Here is a 15,609-nt window from a genome sequence, read left to right on the forward strand (position 1 = left end):
GCAGGGGTAGGCGGGGTGCTGGGCAAGTGCGCCATGTACCTGCCCGCCGGGGCAGGTGCGGCCCGGCCCGTAAAATCCCCCGATGCTTTCTGTCAAACACGATCTGCTGGCCGCGCTTGCGGCCGAGCTGGACATCCTCTCCCCCGGTGCTGGCGCCAAGGCGGCCTTTGAATCCCCCAAGGTGGCCGCGCATGGCGACTTTGCCTGCACAGCGGCCATGCAGCTGGCCAAGCCGCTCAAGCTCAATCCGCGCGCTCTGGGCGAACAGCTCAAGGCGGCCCTGGAGGCCACGCCTGCATTCACCCGCTGGGTCGATGCCATCGAGATTGCCGGGCCCGGTTTTCTGAACATCCGCCTCAAGCCTGCTGCCAAGCAAGAGGTGGTGCGCGAGGTGCTGACTGCGGGTGAGCGCTTTGGCTACCAGGCCAGCAACGGCCAGCAGGTGCTGGTCGAGTTCGTCTCGGCCAACCCCACGGGCCCGCTGCACGTGGGCCACGGCCGCCAGGCCGCGCTGGGCGATGCCATCTGCAACCTGTTCAGCACCCAGGGCTGGAAGGTGCACCGCGAGTTCTATTACAACGACGCGGGTGTGCAGATCGACACGCTGACCAAGAGCACGCAGCTGCGCGCCAAGGGCTTCAAGCCCGGCGACGACTGCTGGCCCACCGACAGCGAGAACCCGCTGGCGAAGAACTTCTACAACGGCGACTACATCGCCGACATTGCCGAGGCCTTCAAGGCCAAGGCCACCGTGAAGGCCGATGACCGTGAGTTCACGGCCAATGGCGATGTGGAGGACTACGACAACATCCGCCAATTTGCCGTGGCCTACCTGCGCAACGAGCAGGATAAAGACTTGCAGGCCTTCAACCTCCAGTTCGACGAGTACTACCTGGAGTCCAGCCTGTACACCAGCGGCCGCGTCGAGGCCACGGTGAACAAGCTGGTCGCCAACGGCAAGACCTATGAGCAGGACGGCGCGCTGTGGCTCAAGTCCACCGACTACGGCGACGACAAGGACCGCGTGATGCGCAAGCAGGATGGCACCTACACCTACTTTGTGCCTGATGTGGCGTACCACATCGCCAAGTGGGAGCGCGGCTTCACCAAGGTCGTCAACATCCAGGGCACGGACCACCACGGCACCATCGCCCGCGTGCGCGCCGGGCTGCAGGCGGCCGACGTCGGCATTCCGCAGGGCTACCCCGACTATGTGCTGCACACCATGGTGCGCGTGGTCAAGGGCGGCGAAGAGGTCAAGATCAGCAAACGCGCGGGCAGCTACGTCACGCTGCGTGACCTGATCGAGTGGACCAGCAAGGATGCGGTGCGCTTCTTCCTGCTCAGCCGCAAGCCCGACACCGAGTACACCTTCGACGTGGACCTGGCCGTGGCCCAGAACAACGACAACCCGGTGTACTACGTGCAGTACGCCCACGCGCGCATCCAGTCGGTGCTGCGGGCGTGGCAAGAGGCGGGTGGGGGTGATGTGGCTGCGCTTAAGGACGTGGACCTGTCGGCGCTGGAAGGCCCGCAGGCCCAGGCGCTGATGCTGCAGCTGGCCAAATACCCCGAGATGCTGACCGCTGCCGCCGACGGCGAGGCCCCCCACGACGTGACCTTCTACCTGCGTGACCTGGCTGCCAGCTACCACAGCTATTACGATGCCGAGCGCATCCTGGTGGACGATGAAGTGGTGAAGAAAGCGCGCCTGGCGCTGGTCGCTGCCACCGCCCAGGTATTGCACAATGGCCTGGCCGTGCTGGGCGTGTCAGCTCCAGCCAGAATGTAAGCAGTTACTACCAATATGAAAAAGCAACAGACGGGCGGGACCATTGTCGGCTTTATCGTCGGCGTCATCGTGGGCCTGGGCGCCGCGCTGGCGGTGGCCGTGTATGTGACCAAGGTGCCGGTGCCTTTTCTGAACAAGGGCGGCGGGCGCACGGCCGACATGGATGCCGCCGAGTCGCAGAAGAACAAGAACTGGGACCCGAACTCGCCGTTGTATGGCAAGAACCCGGCCCGGCCTGCCACACCCGCCGTGGCGGCTGCGGCGTCTGCGCCCGCTTCGGCCACCACGCCCGCATCGCCCGCACCCGAGGTGCGGGCTGCGGCATCTGCCCCCAAGCCCGGCGCCAGCAAGCCCGAGGCCGCCAAGGCCGAATCCAAGCCAGGTGCCGACCCGCTGGGTGACCTGGCCGTGGCCAAGGCCGCCGCCAAGGGCAATGTGGACCCGTTCGACTACTTTGTGCAGGCCGGGGCCTTCCGTACCCAGGCCGATGCCGATGCCCAGCGCGCCAAGCTGGCCATGATGGGCTGGGAAGCCCGCGTGAGCGAGCGTGAACAAAATGGCCGGGCGGTGTTCCGCGTGCGGGTGGGCCCGTTCACCAAGCGCGACGATGCCGAGCAGCTCAAGGAGAAGCTCGATGGCGCCGGGCTGGAATCGGCGCTGGTGCGCGTGCAGCGCTGATGCGTCAGACTTCGGGCGCTGAACTTTTTGCGGGGGCATGGCTCCCATCCCCCAGACCTGAACTAGGAGAGTCTTTGCCATGAAACGCCGTGAGTTTTCTTTGTCCGCTGCCTCGGCAGTCGCCGCTTCCGCCCTGACGCTGCCCGTCGCCACCCCTGCGCTGGCCCAGGCCCGCCAGTTCAAGGAGGGCAAGGACTACAAGCGGCTGGACAAGCCCGTGACGCCCGATGCACCGGCCGGCAAGGTCGATGTGATCGAGTTCTTCTGGTACAGCTGCCCCCACTGCAATGTGTTCGAACCCACGCTTGACGCCTGGGTCAAGGCCGCGCCCAAGGATCTTTTCATCCGCCGCGTGCCCGTAGCCTTCAATGCCAGCTTCGTGCCCCAGCAAAAGCTGTTCTACACCCTGGAAGGCATGGGCAAGCTCGAAGCCCTGCACGCCAAGGTGTTCCGCGCGATCCATGTGGAAAAGGTCAAGCTCGCCAAGGACGACGAGATTTTTGCCTGGGTGGCCCAGCAGGGTGTAGATGCCGCCAAGTTCAAGGAAGTCTACGCATCGTTCACCGTCTCCAACCAGGTCCGCCGCGCCTCGCAACTGCAGGACGCTTATGGCGTGGAAGGCGTGCCCTCCATGGGCGTGGCGGGCAAGTTCTACACGGACGGCACCATGGCCGGCAACATGCAGAACGTGCTGCAGGTGGTGGAAGCGCTGGTCAAGCAAAAGTAAGCCCCGGGCCGCCCTGGGCGCAGGTTGCAACGCGCCAAAGGCCCTGGATGCCCGCGAAGAAAGCCCGCTGATGCGGGCTTTCTTCATGGAGGGCGCGTGGGGATGGCTACAATGAACTGCAAGATTCGTGCCCTATGAACCACCGCCTCCTTCCGACCCTCCTGCTCGCGGCCTTGGCCTGCCTTCATGGCGTGGCCCACGCTGAAAAAGCCGACCGCGCCAAGCCCATGAACATCGAGGCCGACGCGTTGCGCCACGATGAACTCAAGCAGACCAGCGTGTTCTCGGGGCGCGTGGTCATGACCAAAGGCACCATCGTGCTGCGCGGCGCGCGGCTGGATGTGCGCCAGGATGCCGATGGCTACCAGTTTGGCGTGGTCACGGCCGAAGCCGGCAAACGCGCCTTCTTCCGCCAGAAGCGCGACACCCTGCCCGGCGCCCCCGACGAGTACATCGAAGGCGAAAGCGAAGTCATCGAGTACGACGGCAAGGCCGACAACGTGCGTTTCATCACCCGCGCCGAGCTGCGCCGCTACCGGGGTGCCGCACTCAGCGATGAGATCACCGGTGCCGTGATCGTCTACAACAACCTCACCGACGTGTTCACCGTGGACGGCCAGCGTGCCCCCGCCGCCAATGCGGCGGGCGATGCCCCGGCCCCCGGCAACCGCGTGCGCGCGGTGCTGGCACCCAAGGATCCGCCCGCAGGTGCTGCGGCGCCGGAACCAGCAGCACCCGGCGCGGCACCCGTGCTGCGCCCCAGCAACAGCCTTGGTGGCGGCTCCAAGTGAGCGCGGTGCCCGTTCATCCCGGCCCTGACACCCAGGCCGGCAGCCGCCTGGAGGTGCAGCACCTGGCCAAGTCGTACGGCAGCCGCAAGGTCGTCAAGGACGTATCGCTGGTCGTGCAAAAAGGCGAGGTCGTGGGTCTGCTCGGCCCCAATGGTGCGGGCAAGACCACCTCGTTCTACATGATCGTGGGCCTGGTGCGCAGCGATGCAGGCGACATCCGCATCGACGGCCATTCGGTGGCCCACATGCCCATCCACCGCCGCTCGCGGCTGGGGCTGTCGTACCTGCCGCAGGAAGCCTCCATCTTCCGCAAGCTCACGGTCGAAGAAAACGTGCGCGCCGTGCTGGAGCTGCAGCGAGGCGACGACGGCCAGCCGCTCTCGCGTGAGGCCATCGAAGAGCGCCTGACGGCCTTGCTGGAAGAGCTGCGCGTGCAGCACCTGCGCGCCTCGCCCGCGATGGCCCTGTCCGGTGGCGAGCGCCGTCGGGTGGAGATCGCCCGCGCCCTGGCCACACAGCCGCGCTTCATCCTGCTGGACGAGCCCTTTGCAGGCATCGACCCCATCGCCGTGATCGAGATCCAGCGCATCATCGGTTTCCTCAAGGCGCGCGGCATTGGTGTGCTCATCACCGACCACAACGTGCGCGAAACCCTGGGCATCTGCGATCACGCCTTCATCATCAGCGATGGCCGCGTGCTGGCGCAGGGCACGCCGTCCGAGATCGTGGACAACGCCGAAGTGCGCCGGGTGTATCTGGGCGAACATTTCCGCATGTGATGAAGCCTGGCCTGTCGCTGCGCGTCTCGCAGCACCTTGCACTGACCCCCCAGCTCCAGCAGTCCATCCGGCTGCTGCAGCTGTCCACGCTCGAACTCTCGCAGGAAGTCGAGCAGATGCTCGACGAGAACCCGTTCCTCGAACGCACAGCCGAAGAGGCGCCGCGCGAGGAGTTTGGCCTGGAAACCGCCGACGCCCCCGCGCAAGCCGACGAATACAGCGCTGATGATGCTATATTTTCAGGAGCTACAAGCGCAAGCGCAGCGGGCGCAGAAGGCCCAAATGATGCCGAAACGCCAGGCCCTGGCGTCGACGAACCCGACTGGAGCGGCGACGGCACGGTCGAGATGGCGCCCAACGACGCCGAATGGGGCGGCGACGCCCCGGCCCGCACCCGCAACGATGCGGAAGGCGACGACGCTGATGCCACCGAACTGGCCCGCTCGCATGAATCGCTCACCGCTTTTTTGCACCGCCAGGCCCTGTCGCTGCGCCTGTCCGAGGTGGATTGCGCCGCGCTGCGCTTCCTGATCGAATCCCTGAACGACGACGGCTACCTCGAAGAGCCGCTCGAAGAACTCGCCACCGCCCTGGCCGGGCCGGATGACCTGGAGCAGATCGAAGAGCTGGTGCACCGCTTTACCGTGGCGCTGCGCCTGCTGCAAAGCCTGGAGCCCACGGGCGTGGGCGCGCGCAACCTGGCCGAATGCCTCACGCTGCAGCTCAAGGCGCTGGACGCCGACGAAGAGGCCGACCCCGACACCGTCAAGACGGCGCTCACTATCTGCCAGCAACCGCTGGAGATGCTGGCCCGCCGCGACATCCGCCGCCTGACGCAGCTCTGTGGCGACGGCGAAGAGCGCACCCGCGCCGCCATGGCACTGATCGCCCGTCTGGAGCCGCGCCCCGGCCGCAAGTTCGTCGATGTGGAGCGCAACATCATCGTGCCCGACGTGATCGTGCGCAAAGCCGGGCGTGCCAACGGGCGGGACGGCCAGCACAACTTCATCGTGCAGCTCAACCCCGACGTGATGCCCCGCCTGCGCGTGCACGACATCTACGCCGGCGCCCTGCGCGGCCACAAGGGCGGCGAAGGCCACCAGGGCATGCAGCAGCGGCTGCAGGAGGCGCGCTGGTTCATCAAGAACATCCAGCAGCGCTTTGACACCATCCTGCGCGTCTCGCGCGCCATCGTCGAGCGGCAGAAGAACTTCTTCACCCACGGCGAACTGGCCATGCGCCCGCTGGTGCTGCGCGACATCGCCGACGAACTGGGCCTGCACGAATCCACGATCAGCCGCGTGACCACGGCCAAATACATGGCCACGCCCATCGGCACCTACGAGCTGAAGTACTTCTTTGGCTCTGGCCTGGGCACCGAGACCGGTGGCAATGCGTCCAGCACCGCTGTGCGCGCACTGATCAAGCAGTTCGTGTCGGCAGAGAACCCCACCAAGCCGCTGTCGGACAGCCAGATCGCCGAGATGCTCAAGGAGCAGGGCATTGAATGCGCACGCCGCACCGTGGCGAAGTACCGCGAAGCGCTCAAGATTGCGCCGGCGAATCTGCGCAAGGCGCTATGAAGAAGCGACGCGCAGAGGCTGCTCGCGGCGCCAAGCGAAGGGGTTTTCTATTGTTGGCGTGCTGCAAAGGCTGAATCGTATGCTTGGGCGGTGAAGCCCGTAATCCGCTGTCTGGGAGCTATCAGCAAAGGCACACTTCTTCCGCCGATGTCGGCAAAGGCGGTTTTGCCTATCGGTGTGTCTACGTCCAGTTCTCGGTATGCAATGTTCTTTTGATTCAGATAGGTCTTGGCGGCTTTGCAATAGCCACACCAACTGGCCGTAAAAAGTACAACCCCACTCGGCGGGGCTGCAATGACAAGCGGTCCTCCAGGGTCGCCTGGTGCAGAAGCACGCTTGGCGGGCGCGGGCGAAGCGCCCGGCACCACGCTCACTGGCAGGTTCTCCAGCTTCATCGTCTTTTCCACGGCACCTGTCACCGGGGGCTTGTCGCTGTACACGACCTTGCCGTCCGCACCCACCGATTTGTAGAGTGTCTGGGCGCCTGCGCCCCAGGGCATGGCGGCCAGTGCGAGCACGGTCAGCAGGGTCCGATAAAAAGGGCGCATTAGGGGCTCCGGTAAAATCCGCTGCCCGAGAGCATACGAGACAAGGGGCATGGGGCCTGCAAGATCCTTGTGCCACCAACCCGCATTGCGATCCATGGCGCCTTGGCGTGGTGAGCCGTCCCGCCACCGGTGGCCCTGCAAGCACCCTGCGGCACACGCCGCGCACCACTCCCCGCGCGGGCTCGCGCTCTTCGCTTCCTTTTCTCCTACCCCTCTGTCCGCCACCATGGCCCGCATTGTTTTTGACCTCCCCCCGCACTTCGGCTTTGCCACCGAGCTGCAGATCTACATCAGCCACGTGAACCAGGGCGGGCACCTGGACAACGCGCAGCTGCTCACTCTGGTGTCAGAAGCGCGCGTGCGTTTCTTCCAGTCGCTGGGCTACCCCGAGGCCGACGTGGGCGGCTTGTCCATCGTGGTGGGCGACATCGTGGCGCAGTACAAGTCCGAGGGTTTCCATGGCGAGACCATGCGGGTGGAGATGGCGCCTTCGGACTTCAACCGCTACGGCTTCGATCTGGTGTTCTGCATGACCGAGAAGACCTCCGGCCGCGAAGTGGCGCGCGGCAAGATCGGCATCGTCTTCATTGGCAAGGCCGATCGCAAAGTGGCGCTGATCCCTGACTCCGTCCGCCAGCTGCTGCTGGCCCGTGCGGGGGCGCCCGGTTCCCCCGCCGTGCCCGAGCGCGTATCCTCCCCATCGACATGAACCAACTCCAACTTTTCCTCCCTTGCGCTGCGGGCGTCGAGGGCTTTCTGGCCGACGAGGTGCATGGCATCACCGGCCTCACGGGGCAAGACCTGCTGGTGGGCCGGGGCGGCGTGCTGCTGCGCGCCTCGTGGCGCCAGGCCATGCAGCTCAACCTGCACAGCCGCCTGGCCCAGCGCGTGCTGGTGCAGCTGGCGCACCGCCCGTATCGATCTGAAAACGACCTCTACAACATGGCCAGCGATGTGGCCTGGGAGATCTGGTTCACCACGCGCCAGACCTTCAAGGTCGAAGTGACGGCCCAGCACAGCCCGCTGCAGAGCCTGAACTTTGCGGGCCTCAAGGTGAAAGACGCGGTGGCCGACCGCTTCCGCCACAAGAGCGGCGTGCGGCCCGATGTGAACACCCAGTGGCCCGATGTGCGCATCCACCTGCACCTGACCACCGACGAAGCCACGCTCTACATCGACACCAGCGGCGAGCCGCTGTTCAAGCGCGGCTGGCGCGAGGACAAGGGCGATGCGCCCCTGAAGGAAACCCTGGCCGCCGCCATGATCGCCGCCAGTGGCTGGGACCCGCATGGCGACAACCCCCTGCCCCTGTACGACCCCTGCTGCGGCAGCGGCACCATCGTGGTCGAGGCCGCGCAGATCGCGTGCCGCATCCCCGCAGGCATGTTGCGGCGCTTTGCGTTCGAGAAACTGCTGCCGTTCCAGGCGCATGTCTGGACTGCTATCAAAAACGAAGCTGAAAGCGCAATACAGACCAGCGCAGTGCCAATTTTTGGCAGTGATGTGGCCTTCCGCATGGTCGATTTTGCGCAGCGCAACGCCGAGCGCGCAGGCGTGGCCCAGGCCGTGCAGCTGCGCGGCGGCGACGCCCTGCAGCGCATGCCACCCTGCGAGCAACCCGGTGTGATGCTGCTGAACCCGCCCTACGGCGAGCGCATTGCCGCCGCAGGCAGCGCAGGCCGCAACGCCAGCGAGCGCGCCGCCGACCGCGCCCAGGGCCTGGCCGTGGGTCGCGAAGAAGCGCAGACCGAAGACGGTGGCGAGTTCTTCAGCCAGCTGGCCACGCACTGGAAGAAGAACTACAGCGGCTGGACCGCCTGGATGCTCACGCCCGACCTGAAACTGCCCGGCAAGATGCGCCTGAAGGAATCGCGCCGCGTGCCCATGTGGAACGGCCCCATCGAATGCCGCATGTTCCGCTTCGACATGATCAAGGGCGCCGTGCGCGACCGGGCCGCCAAGCCTGCCCCCGACGGCGGCCCACGCCATGAAGGTTGAACTGCGCCTGCCCGCCGAGGCGCCAGCGAACGAGCCCGCGCGCCCCGTGGTGGTGGACACCAATGTGGCGCTGGACCTGCTGATCTTCAGCGACCCGCGCACTGCGCCGCTGCGCACGCTGCTGGCCCAGGGGCGCCTGGCCTGGATCGCCACGCAGGTCATGCGCGACGAACTGGAGCGCGTGCTGGCCTACCCGCACATCGCCGAGCGCATGGGCTATTACCGCGTGGGTGCCGCGCAAGTGCTGGCCGCGTTTGATGCGCAGGTGCGGCTGGTGGACATCGCACCCAAGGTGGCCTACGTGTGCAAGGACGCGGACGACCAGAAGTTCATCGACCTGGCGGCGGCGCACCGGGCCATCTTGCTGAGCAAGGACAAGGCGGTGATCTGCATGCGCAAGCGGTTGGCGAACCTGGGGGCGGATGTGGCGACTGCGCTGGTGCTGGAAGCGGCGCCCGCCGCTGCGATGGCCTGATCACGCATTGATCAGTTTCTGCTGCAAGGATCTGTATGGGACCGTTGGGTTTTCTTGTCCTCTCAGGCTTCTTCGCCTATCTCGCTTTCGATGCGCATCAGTTCAACCAAACATCCGCTCATAAGGTCTGGGCAGTGCCGCCTTCTTCCGGTCGGGCGGTGGGTGTGGATCCTTTGTCGCGCGCCGAGCAGGAGGGCGCGCAATCGAACGAAATCACTGCAGTTGGGGGCATTCCCGGCCTCCACTGGGTCTTTGTGATGCTCTCGGTGGGCTGCTTGGGGATTGCTGCCTGGCTGTGGCTCGCGTAGGACTTCGGCAGGCCTCTAGGCCCAGTGGGCCAGCGACATCGAGGGATCAAGCCGTCAGGGACTTCTTCAGATACACCAGCTGAAATCCCTGGATGTAGTTGTCGATGTGCCCAAACTCTTCATAGCCCTGCTTGATGTAAAAACCCCGGGCCTGCCATTCAAAAGTGCTCAGCGTCACGCTGTGGGCGCCCAGGTCGCGGGCTTTCTGCTCTGCAGTGACAAGCAGCTTGCGGCCCACTCCCTGCTGCCGGGCGGCCTCGTCCACAAACAGCAGTTCCACCGTCAGCCACTGCAAAAACACGAACCCGCGCAGCCCGCCGACCAGTTCGCCTTGCGCGTCGCGCGCGCTCACCCACACGGGCTGTGACTGGCCGTACTCGCCCACAAAACCGTAGTTGAACTGCCGCATCCGGCGGCCCAGTACGCCGGAGTGGACTTCTTCTGCAGTGGGGGTGTAAATCTCAAAGTCGGGCATCGCGAAAAGCTCTGTCAGGCCAGCAAGTCATACGCAGCCCGCACCCGCTGCAGGTCCCGCCCCAATTTACGATTGGTGGGCAGATGTCGCATCCACCCCATCCGCCGCACGCTGGTCGCCAGCACCTCCCGCATCTCCAAGCTGCCCTGCGCCGCCCACGCCGCCCAGCGCTCGCGCCCCTCGGTCAGCGTGCCGCTGGCATGCAGGTAAATCGCGGTGGAATGCGCGTAACACAGCGCATCGCGCACATGGCACACCGCCAGCGGCAGCACGGCGGCGGGGTCGTCCTCAAAGTCGATGCAGGCCACTTCGCCATCGGGGCAGCGCACCAGGTTGCGCGCGAAGGCCTGGCTCAGGCAGGTGCCCTGGTGGTGCACCTGGGCCAAGGTGTCCAGCCCTTGCTGCCACAGCGCCAGCACGGCGGCCGTGTCGCCCGCCTGCACGGCGTGGTCGATCTCGTTGCCCAGCGAATGGGTTTCCTCGCCCACGTTGCCCAGGTGGCGCATGGCAAAACCATTCGGCAACGCGGCCAGCACCACGGGCACGCGAATGCCGCGCGCGGCCAGGTCGCGCAGGCGTTGCACTTCGGTGGCAATGGCCGTGGGGCCGCCGGGGTTGGGCACGGGGCGCAGGGCGTCCAGCCGCAGCAGGGCGGCCAGCACAGCCATGGCGCGGTAGCGGCCCGTGCCGTGGGGGGCTCCCGCGCGCTTGATCCAGATCTGTTCGTTGCCCAGTACATGGGCCATCACGTTGTGCGGCTGGGTGGCCAGCTGCTGCTGCAAAAAGGCGGCGTAGTCCGGGGCGGTGGTGTGGGTGGGGGCGGATGCGTCCATCGTCCAATTCATACAGCAGCGTCTCCCGCCACCGCCGCTGCGGTGCCTACGGCGGCGGCGTGCACCAGCTCGACATGGTGGGGGATGGAGGGTTCCAGCGCAGGCTCGCTGGCCTGAAAACTGTGGGCATTGGCCAGCGGCCAGTACAGGCGGAACACGTTGTGCTGCGCATCGAGCGGGCCCAGCAGCGCGCCGGGCAACATGCGGGTGATGAGGTTGGACAGCAGGCGCACCTCGGTGTCGGTGATGCGGCGCACGATGTGGTGGGCCGTGATGTCCTTGGGGTGGTGCAGCCCGGCGGCCTGCACCAGCTCCTGCAGCGCGTGCAGGGTGCTGCGGTGGAACTGCGCCACGCGCGTGGCCTTGTCGGGCACCACCAGGGCCTGCTGGCGCAGCGGGTCTTGTGTGGTCACGCCGGTGGGGCAGTGGCCGGTGTGGCAGCTCTGCGCCTGGATGCAGCCCAGCGCCATCATGAAGCCGCGCCCCGCGTTGCACCAGTCGGCACCCAGCGCCATCATGCGCGCGATGTCGAAGGCGCTGATGACCTTGCCCGCGCAGCCAATGCGCACGCGGTCGCGCAGGTTCACGCCCACCAGGGTGTTGTGTACCAAGAGCAGGCCCTCTTGCAGCGGCGCGCCCACATGGTCGCTGAACTCCACGGGCGCTGCGCCCGTGCCGCCTTCGGCGCCATCGACCACGATGAAGTCGGGCGTGATGCCGGTGACCAGCATGGCCTTGACGATGGCAAACCACTCCCACGGGTGGCCCAGGCAGAACTTGAAGCCCGTGGGCTTGCCGCCCGAAAGCGTGCGCAGCCTGGCGATGAACTGCATCATCTCGACCGGCGTGCGAAACGCGCTGTGGCTGGCGGGCGAAATGCAGGCTTCGCCTTCCTTCACGCCGCGCGCGGCCGCAATCTCGGCCGTCACCTTGGCGCCGGGCAGCACGCCGCCGTGGCCGGGCTTGGCGCCCTGGCTGAGCTTCAGCTCGATCATCTTGACCTGCGGGTCGGTGGCATTGGCCGCAAAACGCTCTTCGCTGAACGAGCCATCGGGGTTGCGGCAGCCAAAGTAGCCCGAGCCGATCTCCCAGATCAGGTCGCCGCCGTGCACGCGGTGGTGCTGGCTGATGCTTCCCTCGCCCGTGTCGTGCGCAAAGCCGCCTTTTTGGGCCCCCTGGTTGAGCGCCAGGATGGCGTTGGCCGACAGCGCACCAAAGCTCATGGCCGAGATGTTGAACACACTCGCGTGGTAGGGCTGGGTGCAGGGCGATACCGATGGCGACGGCGCATCGGGGCTGCCACCGATCCACACGCGGAAGTCGTGCGATGGCAACTGCGTGGGCGCGAGCGAGTGGTTCACCCATTCATACCCATGCGCGCCCACGTCCAGGTGCGTGCCGAAGGGGCGGTTGTCCGGGTCGCCCTTGGCGCGCTGGTAGACCAGCGAGCGCTGCGCACGCGAGAACGGCGCGGCCTCGCTGTCGCTTTCGATGAAGTATTGGCGCACCTCGGGCCGCACATATTCGAGCATGAAGCGGATATGGCCGATGACCGGGTAGTTGCGCAGGATGGCGTGGCGCGTCTGCTGCAGGTCGTACACGCCCAGTGCCACCAGCGCCGCAAACACCAGCACCACGGGCAGCCCCACGCCAAAGGCCACCAGCGCAAACAGCGACAGCAGCAGCCCGAACACGCACAGCGCAAAGGCCGTGTAGCGCACCGGGTAGAGGGAGTTGAGCTGGTGGATCATGGGGCGTCCTGGTTGGGGTCGGTGGCGCGAGCGGAGGGCGCAGGGGCTACACTGGCCGCCTTTTTGTGGGGTTGCCGGATGGCGCTCGGCGCATTTTTTCTGCCCCGCCACCACCCCTGGCTGCCGTGGCCCGCGCCACGGCACAAGGCCTGCGCATCATAAAAGTAAAACATTGTTTTGCCGCCCCCGCTTTCTCCCTTGACGACCGGAGTCCTCCCATGACCGAACCCACATCGCCCACCCCCGCCACCGACGATCTCGACCCCACCACCGCCCCGGCCGCTGCGCTCGGCCCGGATGAGCTTGAGGAGATGGACAACATCCTCGACGACCTGCGCGCGCGCGGCGAGGAAATCCCGCAGTGGGAGTTCTGCGACGGCTTCATGACCGCGCTGATCTGCAGCCGCCGCCCCATCGCCCCGGCCGAATACCTGCCCATGCTGCTGGGCGACGGCGCCGAGCTGGATGTGGCCGAAGGCGACCCCCTGCCGCAGTTGCCCGCGTTTGCCGACGCCGCCCAGCAAGCCCGCTTCATGGACCTGTGGATGCGCCGCTGGAACGAGATCGTGGCCCAGCTCGACACCGACGTGAAGACGCTGGACGACGACCGCACCTTCCAGCCCGAAGCCATGGACATGCGCGGCGCCGTGGCCAGCCTGACCGACGAGCAGCGTGCCGAGATGGGCGACGACCAGGAGGTCCCGTCCTTTGGCCAGGTGTGGGCGCTGGGCTTCATGTTTGCGGTGGAAAACTGGCCCGAAGACTGGGCCGCCCCGCGCGACAAGGAAGCCGCCAAGTGGCTGGACGATGCGCTGGAGCGCATCGTGGCCCTGACCGAAGACGACACCGGCAAGCCCGAAGTCTGCATGTACGACGAAGACGGCCCGCCCAGCACCAGCCAGGCGCGCGTGGAAGCCTTCGGCGAAGCCATCTGGGCCGTGTACGACCTGCGCCAGCTGTGGAAGAGCATGGGCCCGCGCGTGGAGACGGTGCGCAAGGCCCCCGAGCCCGGCCGCAATGACCCTTGCCACTGTGGCAGCGGCAAGAAGTACAAGAAGTGCCACGGGGCGTGAGCCCTTCAAAGTGGTTTGCTATAAATTAAATAGCTATACTCGCTTGGTGGGCGCGCGGTAAGGCCTGATTTTGTTCATGTCTGGCCCTGCCGCAACAGGCCGGGCCGAGCGCCCGTATCGGCGGGCCCGGGCGCAGGCCGTCCGGCCCTTTAGCCGCCCTGCGCCAAGAACTTCTTCAAGTTCCCCGCCGCCGTGCTGCGCACCTTGCGCTTGAGCGAGGGCGACCAGCCCAGCAACACACCCGGCAGGCCCAGCGCCTGGCGGGACCAGCGCCAGAAGTTGAAGCGGTCGCGGTGCGTGGCAATCAGCCCGTCGGGCGTGAAGGTGAACGTGCCGTCGATGATGTTGTGCACTTGGCGCCCGGTGGCACTGAACAGGTAGTGCGCCTCCCAGTGCGCCTTGCCACCGTTGGCATCGGCGTCGATGCCGCTGAACTCCAGCTTCCAGTGCTCGGCGGCGCCGGGCTTCTTCGTTGCGGTGCACAGCATGCGCCACATGCCGCCCACTTCGTCCCGGCCCTTGAGCGAAAACGCCTCGTCGTCAAACGTGGCATTGGGGGCGTAGCAGGCCGCCATGGTGGCGTGGTCAAGCTGGGCGAAGGCGGTGTAGAAGCGCTGCAGGGTCTGTGCGTTCGGGTGCATGGGGTCTCCTCCTCGGGGCGCCCATGCTACACCGGGGTGGTGGGGCATGGGTGCCGCTTGGGCGACCTCGGCGGCGCGCCCGGCACCGCCCTCATTCAGCGCATAAAGCCGCGCAGCGCATCGGCCGTTTCACCAGGCAACTGCTCCGGGATGAAATGCCCCGCAGGCACGGCCTGCCCGCTCACCACGCCCGCGCACTGCGCCTGCCACAGCGCCAGCGGGTCAAACAGCCGGTGCACGACACCGTGTGCGCCCCAGATCACCAGGGTGTCGCAGGCGATCTTGTCGCCGCGCGCGCGGCTTTCGCGGTCGTGGTCCAGGTCGATGCCGGCACTGGCGCGGTAGTCCTCGCAGGCGGTGTGGATGGCCTCGGGTGTGCAGAAACAGCGTTCGTAGTCGGCCAGGGCCGGGGGCTCGATGTGGGCCAGGCCTGCGCTGCCCCAGCCGCCCAGTTTGGCGTGCAGGTAGGCGAGCGCGTTGCCGCCGATCATGGTCTCGGGCAGCGGCGCGGGCTGGATCAGGTGGAACCAGTGGTAGTAAGCGCGCGCAAAGTCCATGTCGGTACGGGCGTACATGTCGAGCGTGGGGGCGATGTCGATCACGCACAACCGCTTCACGCGCGCGGCGTGGTCCAGCGCCAGGCGGTGCGCCACGCGGCCACCCCGGTCGTGGCCGCAGAGGTAGAAGCTGTCGTGGCCCAGCGCGGTCATGACCTCGGCCATGTCCTGTGCCATGGCGCGTTTGCTGTAGTTGCCGTGGTCGGGCAGGCCGGGCGCGTGGGACGAGTCGCCATAGCCGCGCAGGTCCGGCATCACGAGAAAGTAGTCGCGCGCCAACTGCTGCGCCACGCGGTGCCACAGCGCGTGGGTTTGCGGAAAGCCATGCAGCAGGAGCAGCGGCGGTGCGCCCACGGTGCCGCCGGTCCGCACAAAAATCTCGGCGCCCGTGGTTGCGAGGCGGTGGGGGGTGAAGCCTTCAAACCAGGGAGATGCAGTCGTCATGCGATGAGGAGGTGAGGGAGAGGTGGGCCGGATGGAGTGTCGCGCCGCGTTGGCGCCTCCGCCGGGCTCATCCCGTTTCCAAATCATTCGTGTCTAGGCGCGAAGCCGCAGACAGTGCTGTAGCACGGCAAGGCGAAGCAACAACGACACGGATGA

Annotated in this window: 17 protein-coding genes; 11 read left to right on the forward strand and 6 right to left on the reverse strand. The window is 66.5% G+C overall.

From position 1 onward, the window contains the following. Nucleotides 1–82 precede the first annotated feature (82 nt). The 6 genes from argS (at nucleotide 83) to AC07Z7_RS01360 (ending at nucleotide 6,350) form a co-directional block, all read left to right on the forward strand. Nucleotides 83–1,792 carry an arginine--tRNA ligase gene (gene argS, locus AC07Z7_RS01335; RefSeq protein ID WP_494765079.1) on the forward strand — a complete coding sequence of 570 codons (1,710 nt, stop codon included), beginning with the start codon at nucleotides 83–85 and terminating at the stop codon, nucleotides 1,790–1,792. Between the two features lie 15 nt (nucleotides 1,793–1,807). Next, nucleotides 1,808–2,470: an SPOR domain-containing protein gene (locus tag AC07Z7_RS01340; protein WP_094290421.1), complete on the forward strand. Its 663-nt coding sequence runs from the start codon at nucleotides 1,808–1,810 to the stop codon at nucleotides 2,468–2,470. Nucleotides 2,471–2,549: 79 nt separating this feature from the next. Next, on the forward strand, nucleotides 2,550–3,197 hold the full coding sequence (locus AC07Z7_RS01345) for a thiol:disulfide interchange protein DsbA/DsbL (protein WP_494765080.1): 648 nt from the start codon (nucleotides 2,550–2,552) through the stop codon (nucleotides 3,195–3,197). 134 nt (nucleotides 3,198–3,331) lie between these two features. Then, complete coding sequence (gene lptA / locus AC07Z7_RS01350) at nucleotides 3,332–3,988, forward strand: lipopolysaccharide transport periplasmic protein LptA (protein ID WP_494765081.1); 657 nt, start codon at nucleotides 3,332–3,334, stop codon at nucleotides 3,986–3,988. Continuing rightward, nucleotides 3,985–4,767, forward strand: coding sequence for an LPS export ABC transporter ATP-binding protein (lptB, locus tag AC07Z7_RS01355; protein WP_094290418.1), 783 nt, complete (start codon nucleotides 3,985–3,987; stop codon nucleotides 4,765–4,767). Before lptA ends, lptB begins: the two co-directional genes overlap by 4 nt. Beyond that, nucleotides 4,767–6,350 (forward strand): RNA polymerase factor sigma-54, encoded by a 1,584-nt coding sequence (locus AC07Z7_RS01360; protein ID WP_494765082.1) that lies wholly within the window; start codon nucleotides 4,767–4,769, stop codon nucleotides 6,348–6,350. Before lptB ends, AC07Z7_RS01360 begins: the two co-directional genes overlap by 1 nt. A 47-nt stretch (nucleotides 6,351–6,397) precedes the next feature. Here the strand turns inward: AC07Z7_RS01360 and AC07Z7_RS01365 are convergent, their stop codons facing one another. Further along, a complete protein-coding gene (locus tag AC07Z7_RS01365) occupies nucleotides 6,398–6,898 on the reverse strand; it encodes a glutaredoxin domain-containing protein (RefSeq protein ID WP_494765083.1) in 501 nt (166 codons plus the stop codon). 226 nt (nucleotides 6,899–7,124) lie between these two features. Between AC07Z7_RS01365 and AC07Z7_RS01370 the strand changes: the two genes are divergently transcribed. From AC07Z7_RS01370 to AC07Z7_RS01385, 4 genes are read left to right on the forward strand one after another with little or no spacing between them, the layout of a single operon-like run. Beyond that, the gene (locus AC07Z7_RS01370; RefSeq protein ID WP_494765084.1) at nucleotides 7,125–7,607 is read left to right on the forward strand and encodes an acyl-CoA thioesterase; all 483 of its coding nucleotides are present in this window, start codon (nucleotides 7,125–7,127) and stop codon (nucleotides 7,605–7,607) included. Next, nucleotides 7,604–8,896, forward strand: a complete 1,293-nt coding sequence (locus AC07Z7_RS01375) for a THUMP domain-containing class I SAM-dependent RNA methyltransferase (protein ID WP_494765085.1) — start codon at nucleotides 7,604–7,606, stop codon at nucleotides 8,894–8,896. Before AC07Z7_RS01370 ends, AC07Z7_RS01375 begins: the two co-directional genes overlap by 4 nt. Next, nucleotides 8,886–9,371, forward strand: a complete 486-nt coding sequence (locus AC07Z7_RS01380) for a putative toxin-antitoxin system toxin component, PIN family (RefSeq protein ID WP_094290413.1) — start codon at nucleotides 8,886–8,888, stop codon at nucleotides 9,369–9,371. The genes AC07Z7_RS01375 and AC07Z7_RS01380 overlap by 11 nt, the downstream gene beginning before the upstream one ends. 35 nt (nucleotides 9,372–9,406) lie before the next feature. Next, complete coding sequence (locus AC07Z7_RS01385; RefSeq protein WP_094290412.1) at nucleotides 9,407–9,679, forward strand: hypothetical protein; 273 nt, start codon at nucleotides 9,407–9,409, stop codon at nucleotides 9,677–9,679. 46 nt (nucleotides 9,680–9,725) lie between these two features. On the opposite strand, the gene AC07Z7_RS01390 is transcribed toward AC07Z7_RS01385, so the two are convergent. Genes AC07Z7_RS01390 through AC07Z7_RS01400 form a run of 3 tightly spaced genes read right to left on the reverse strand, consistent with a single transcriptional unit; the run spans nucleotide 9,726 to nucleotide 12,738 of the window. Continuing rightward, nucleotides 9,726–10,154: a GNAT family N-acetyltransferase gene (locus AC07Z7_RS01390; RefSeq protein WP_494765086.1), complete on the reverse strand. Its 429-nt coding sequence runs from the start codon at nucleotides 10,152–10,154 to the stop codon at nucleotides 9,726–9,728. A gap of 14 nt (nucleotides 10,155–10,168) precedes the next feature. After that, nucleotides 10,169–10,987 carry a hypothetical protein gene (locus AC07Z7_RS01395; RefSeq protein WP_494765087.1) on the reverse strand — a complete coding sequence of 273 codons (819 nt, stop codon included), beginning with the start codon at nucleotides 10,985–10,987 and terminating at the stop codon, nucleotides 10,169–10,171. An 8-nt stretch (nucleotides 10,988–10,995) separates the two neighbouring features. Further along, complete coding sequence (locus AC07Z7_RS01400) at nucleotides 10,996–12,738, reverse strand: FMN-binding glutamate synthase family protein (protein WP_494765088.1); 1,743 nt, start codon at nucleotides 12,736–12,738, stop codon at nucleotides 10,996–10,998. 218 nt (nucleotides 12,739–12,956) lie between these two features. On the opposite strand from AC07Z7_RS01400, the gene AC07Z7_RS01405 reads away from it, so the two are divergent. After that, entirely contained in the window at nucleotides 12,957–13,811 is an 855-nt protein-coding gene (locus AC07Z7_RS01405; protein WP_494765089.1) for a UPF0149 family protein, read from the forward strand. 149 nt (nucleotides 13,812–13,960) lie between these two features. On the opposite strand, the gene AC07Z7_RS01410 is transcribed toward AC07Z7_RS01405, so the two are convergent. Both AC07Z7_RS01410 and AC07Z7_RS01415 read right to left on the reverse strand, forming a co-directional pair. Further along, nucleotides 13,961–14,452: a nuclear transport factor 2 family protein gene (locus AC07Z7_RS01410; protein ID WP_494765090.1), complete on the reverse strand. Its 492-nt coding sequence runs from the start codon at nucleotides 14,450–14,452 to the stop codon at nucleotides 13,961–13,963. 95 nt (nucleotides 14,453–14,547) lie between these two features. After that, complete coding sequence (locus tag AC07Z7_RS01415; RefSeq protein WP_494765091.1) at nucleotides 14,548–15,453, reverse strand: alpha/beta fold hydrolase; 906 nt, start codon at nucleotides 15,451–15,453, stop codon at nucleotides 14,548–14,550. Nucleotides 15,454–15,609: the final 156 nt, after the last annotated feature.

The organism is Acidovorax sp. GW101-11A03 (genome assembly GCF_059424825.1).

What these genes read in the sequence shown, in the direction of transcription:
- argS (WP_494765079.1), top strand. Translation starts at nt 83, where the DNA reads ATGCTTTCTGTCAAACACGATCTGCTGGCCGCGCTTGCGGCCGAGCTG.
- AC07Z7_RS01340 (WP_094290421.1), top strand. Translation starts at nt 1,808, where the DNA reads ATGAAAAAGCAACAGACGGGCGGGACCATTGTCGGCTTTATCGTCGGC.
- AC07Z7_RS01345 (WP_494765080.1), top strand. Translation starts at nt 2,550, where the DNA reads ATGAAACGCCGTGAGTTTTCTTTGTCCGCTGCCTCGGCAGTCGCCGCT.
- lptA (WP_494765081.1), top strand. Translation starts at nt 3,332, where the DNA reads ATGAACCACCGCCTCCTTCCGACCCTCCTGCTCGCGGCCTTGGCCTGC.
- AC07Z7_RS01360 (WP_494765082.1), top strand. Translation starts at nt 4,767, where the DNA reads ATGAAGCCTGGCCTGTCGCTGCGCGTCTCGCAGCACCTTGCACTGACC.
- AC07Z7_RS01365 (WP_494765083.1), bottom strand. Translation starts at nt 6,898, where the DNA reads ATGCGCCCTTTTTATCGGACCCTGCTGACCGTGCTCGCACTGGCCGCC.
- AC07Z7_RS01370 (WP_494765084.1), top strand. Translation starts at nt 7,125, where the DNA reads ATGGCCCGCATTGTTTTTGACCTCCCCCCGCACTTCGGCTTTGCCACC.
- AC07Z7_RS01375 (WP_494765085.1), top strand. Translation starts at nt 7,604, where the DNA reads ATGAACCAACTCCAACTTTTCCTCCCTTGCGCTGCGGGCGTCGAGGGC.
- AC07Z7_RS01380 (WP_094290413.1), top strand. Translation starts at nt 8,886, where the DNA reads ATGAAGGTTGAACTGCGCCTGCCCGCCGAGGCGCCAGCGAACGAGCCC.
- AC07Z7_RS01385 (WP_094290412.1), top strand. Translation starts at nt 9,407, where the DNA reads ATGGGACCGTTGGGTTTTCTTGTCCTCTCAGGCTTCTTCGCCTATCTC.
- AC07Z7_RS01390 (WP_494765086.1), bottom strand. Translation starts at nt 10,154, where the DNA reads ATGCCCGACTTTGAGATTTACACCCCCACTGCAGAAGAAGTCCACTCC.
- AC07Z7_RS01395 (WP_494765087.1), bottom strand. Translation starts at nt 10,987, where the DNA reads ATGGACGCATCCGCCCCCACCCACACCACCGCCCCGGACTACGCCGCC.
- AC07Z7_RS01400 (WP_494765088.1), bottom strand. Translation starts at nt 12,738, where the DNA reads ATGATCCACCAGCTCAACTCCCTCTACCCGGTGCGCTACACGGCCTTT.
- AC07Z7_RS01405 (WP_494765089.1), top strand. Translation starts at nt 12,957, where the DNA reads ATGACCGAACCCACATCGCCCACCCCCGCCACCGACGATCTCGACCCC.
- AC07Z7_RS01410 (WP_494765090.1), bottom strand. Translation starts at nt 14,452, where the DNA reads ATGCACCCGAACGCACAGACCCTGCAGCGCTTCTACACCGCCTTCGCC.
- AC07Z7_RS01415 (WP_494765091.1), bottom strand. Translation starts at nt 15,453, where the DNA reads ATGACGACTGCATCTCCCTGGTTTGAAGGCTTCACCCCCCACCGCCTC.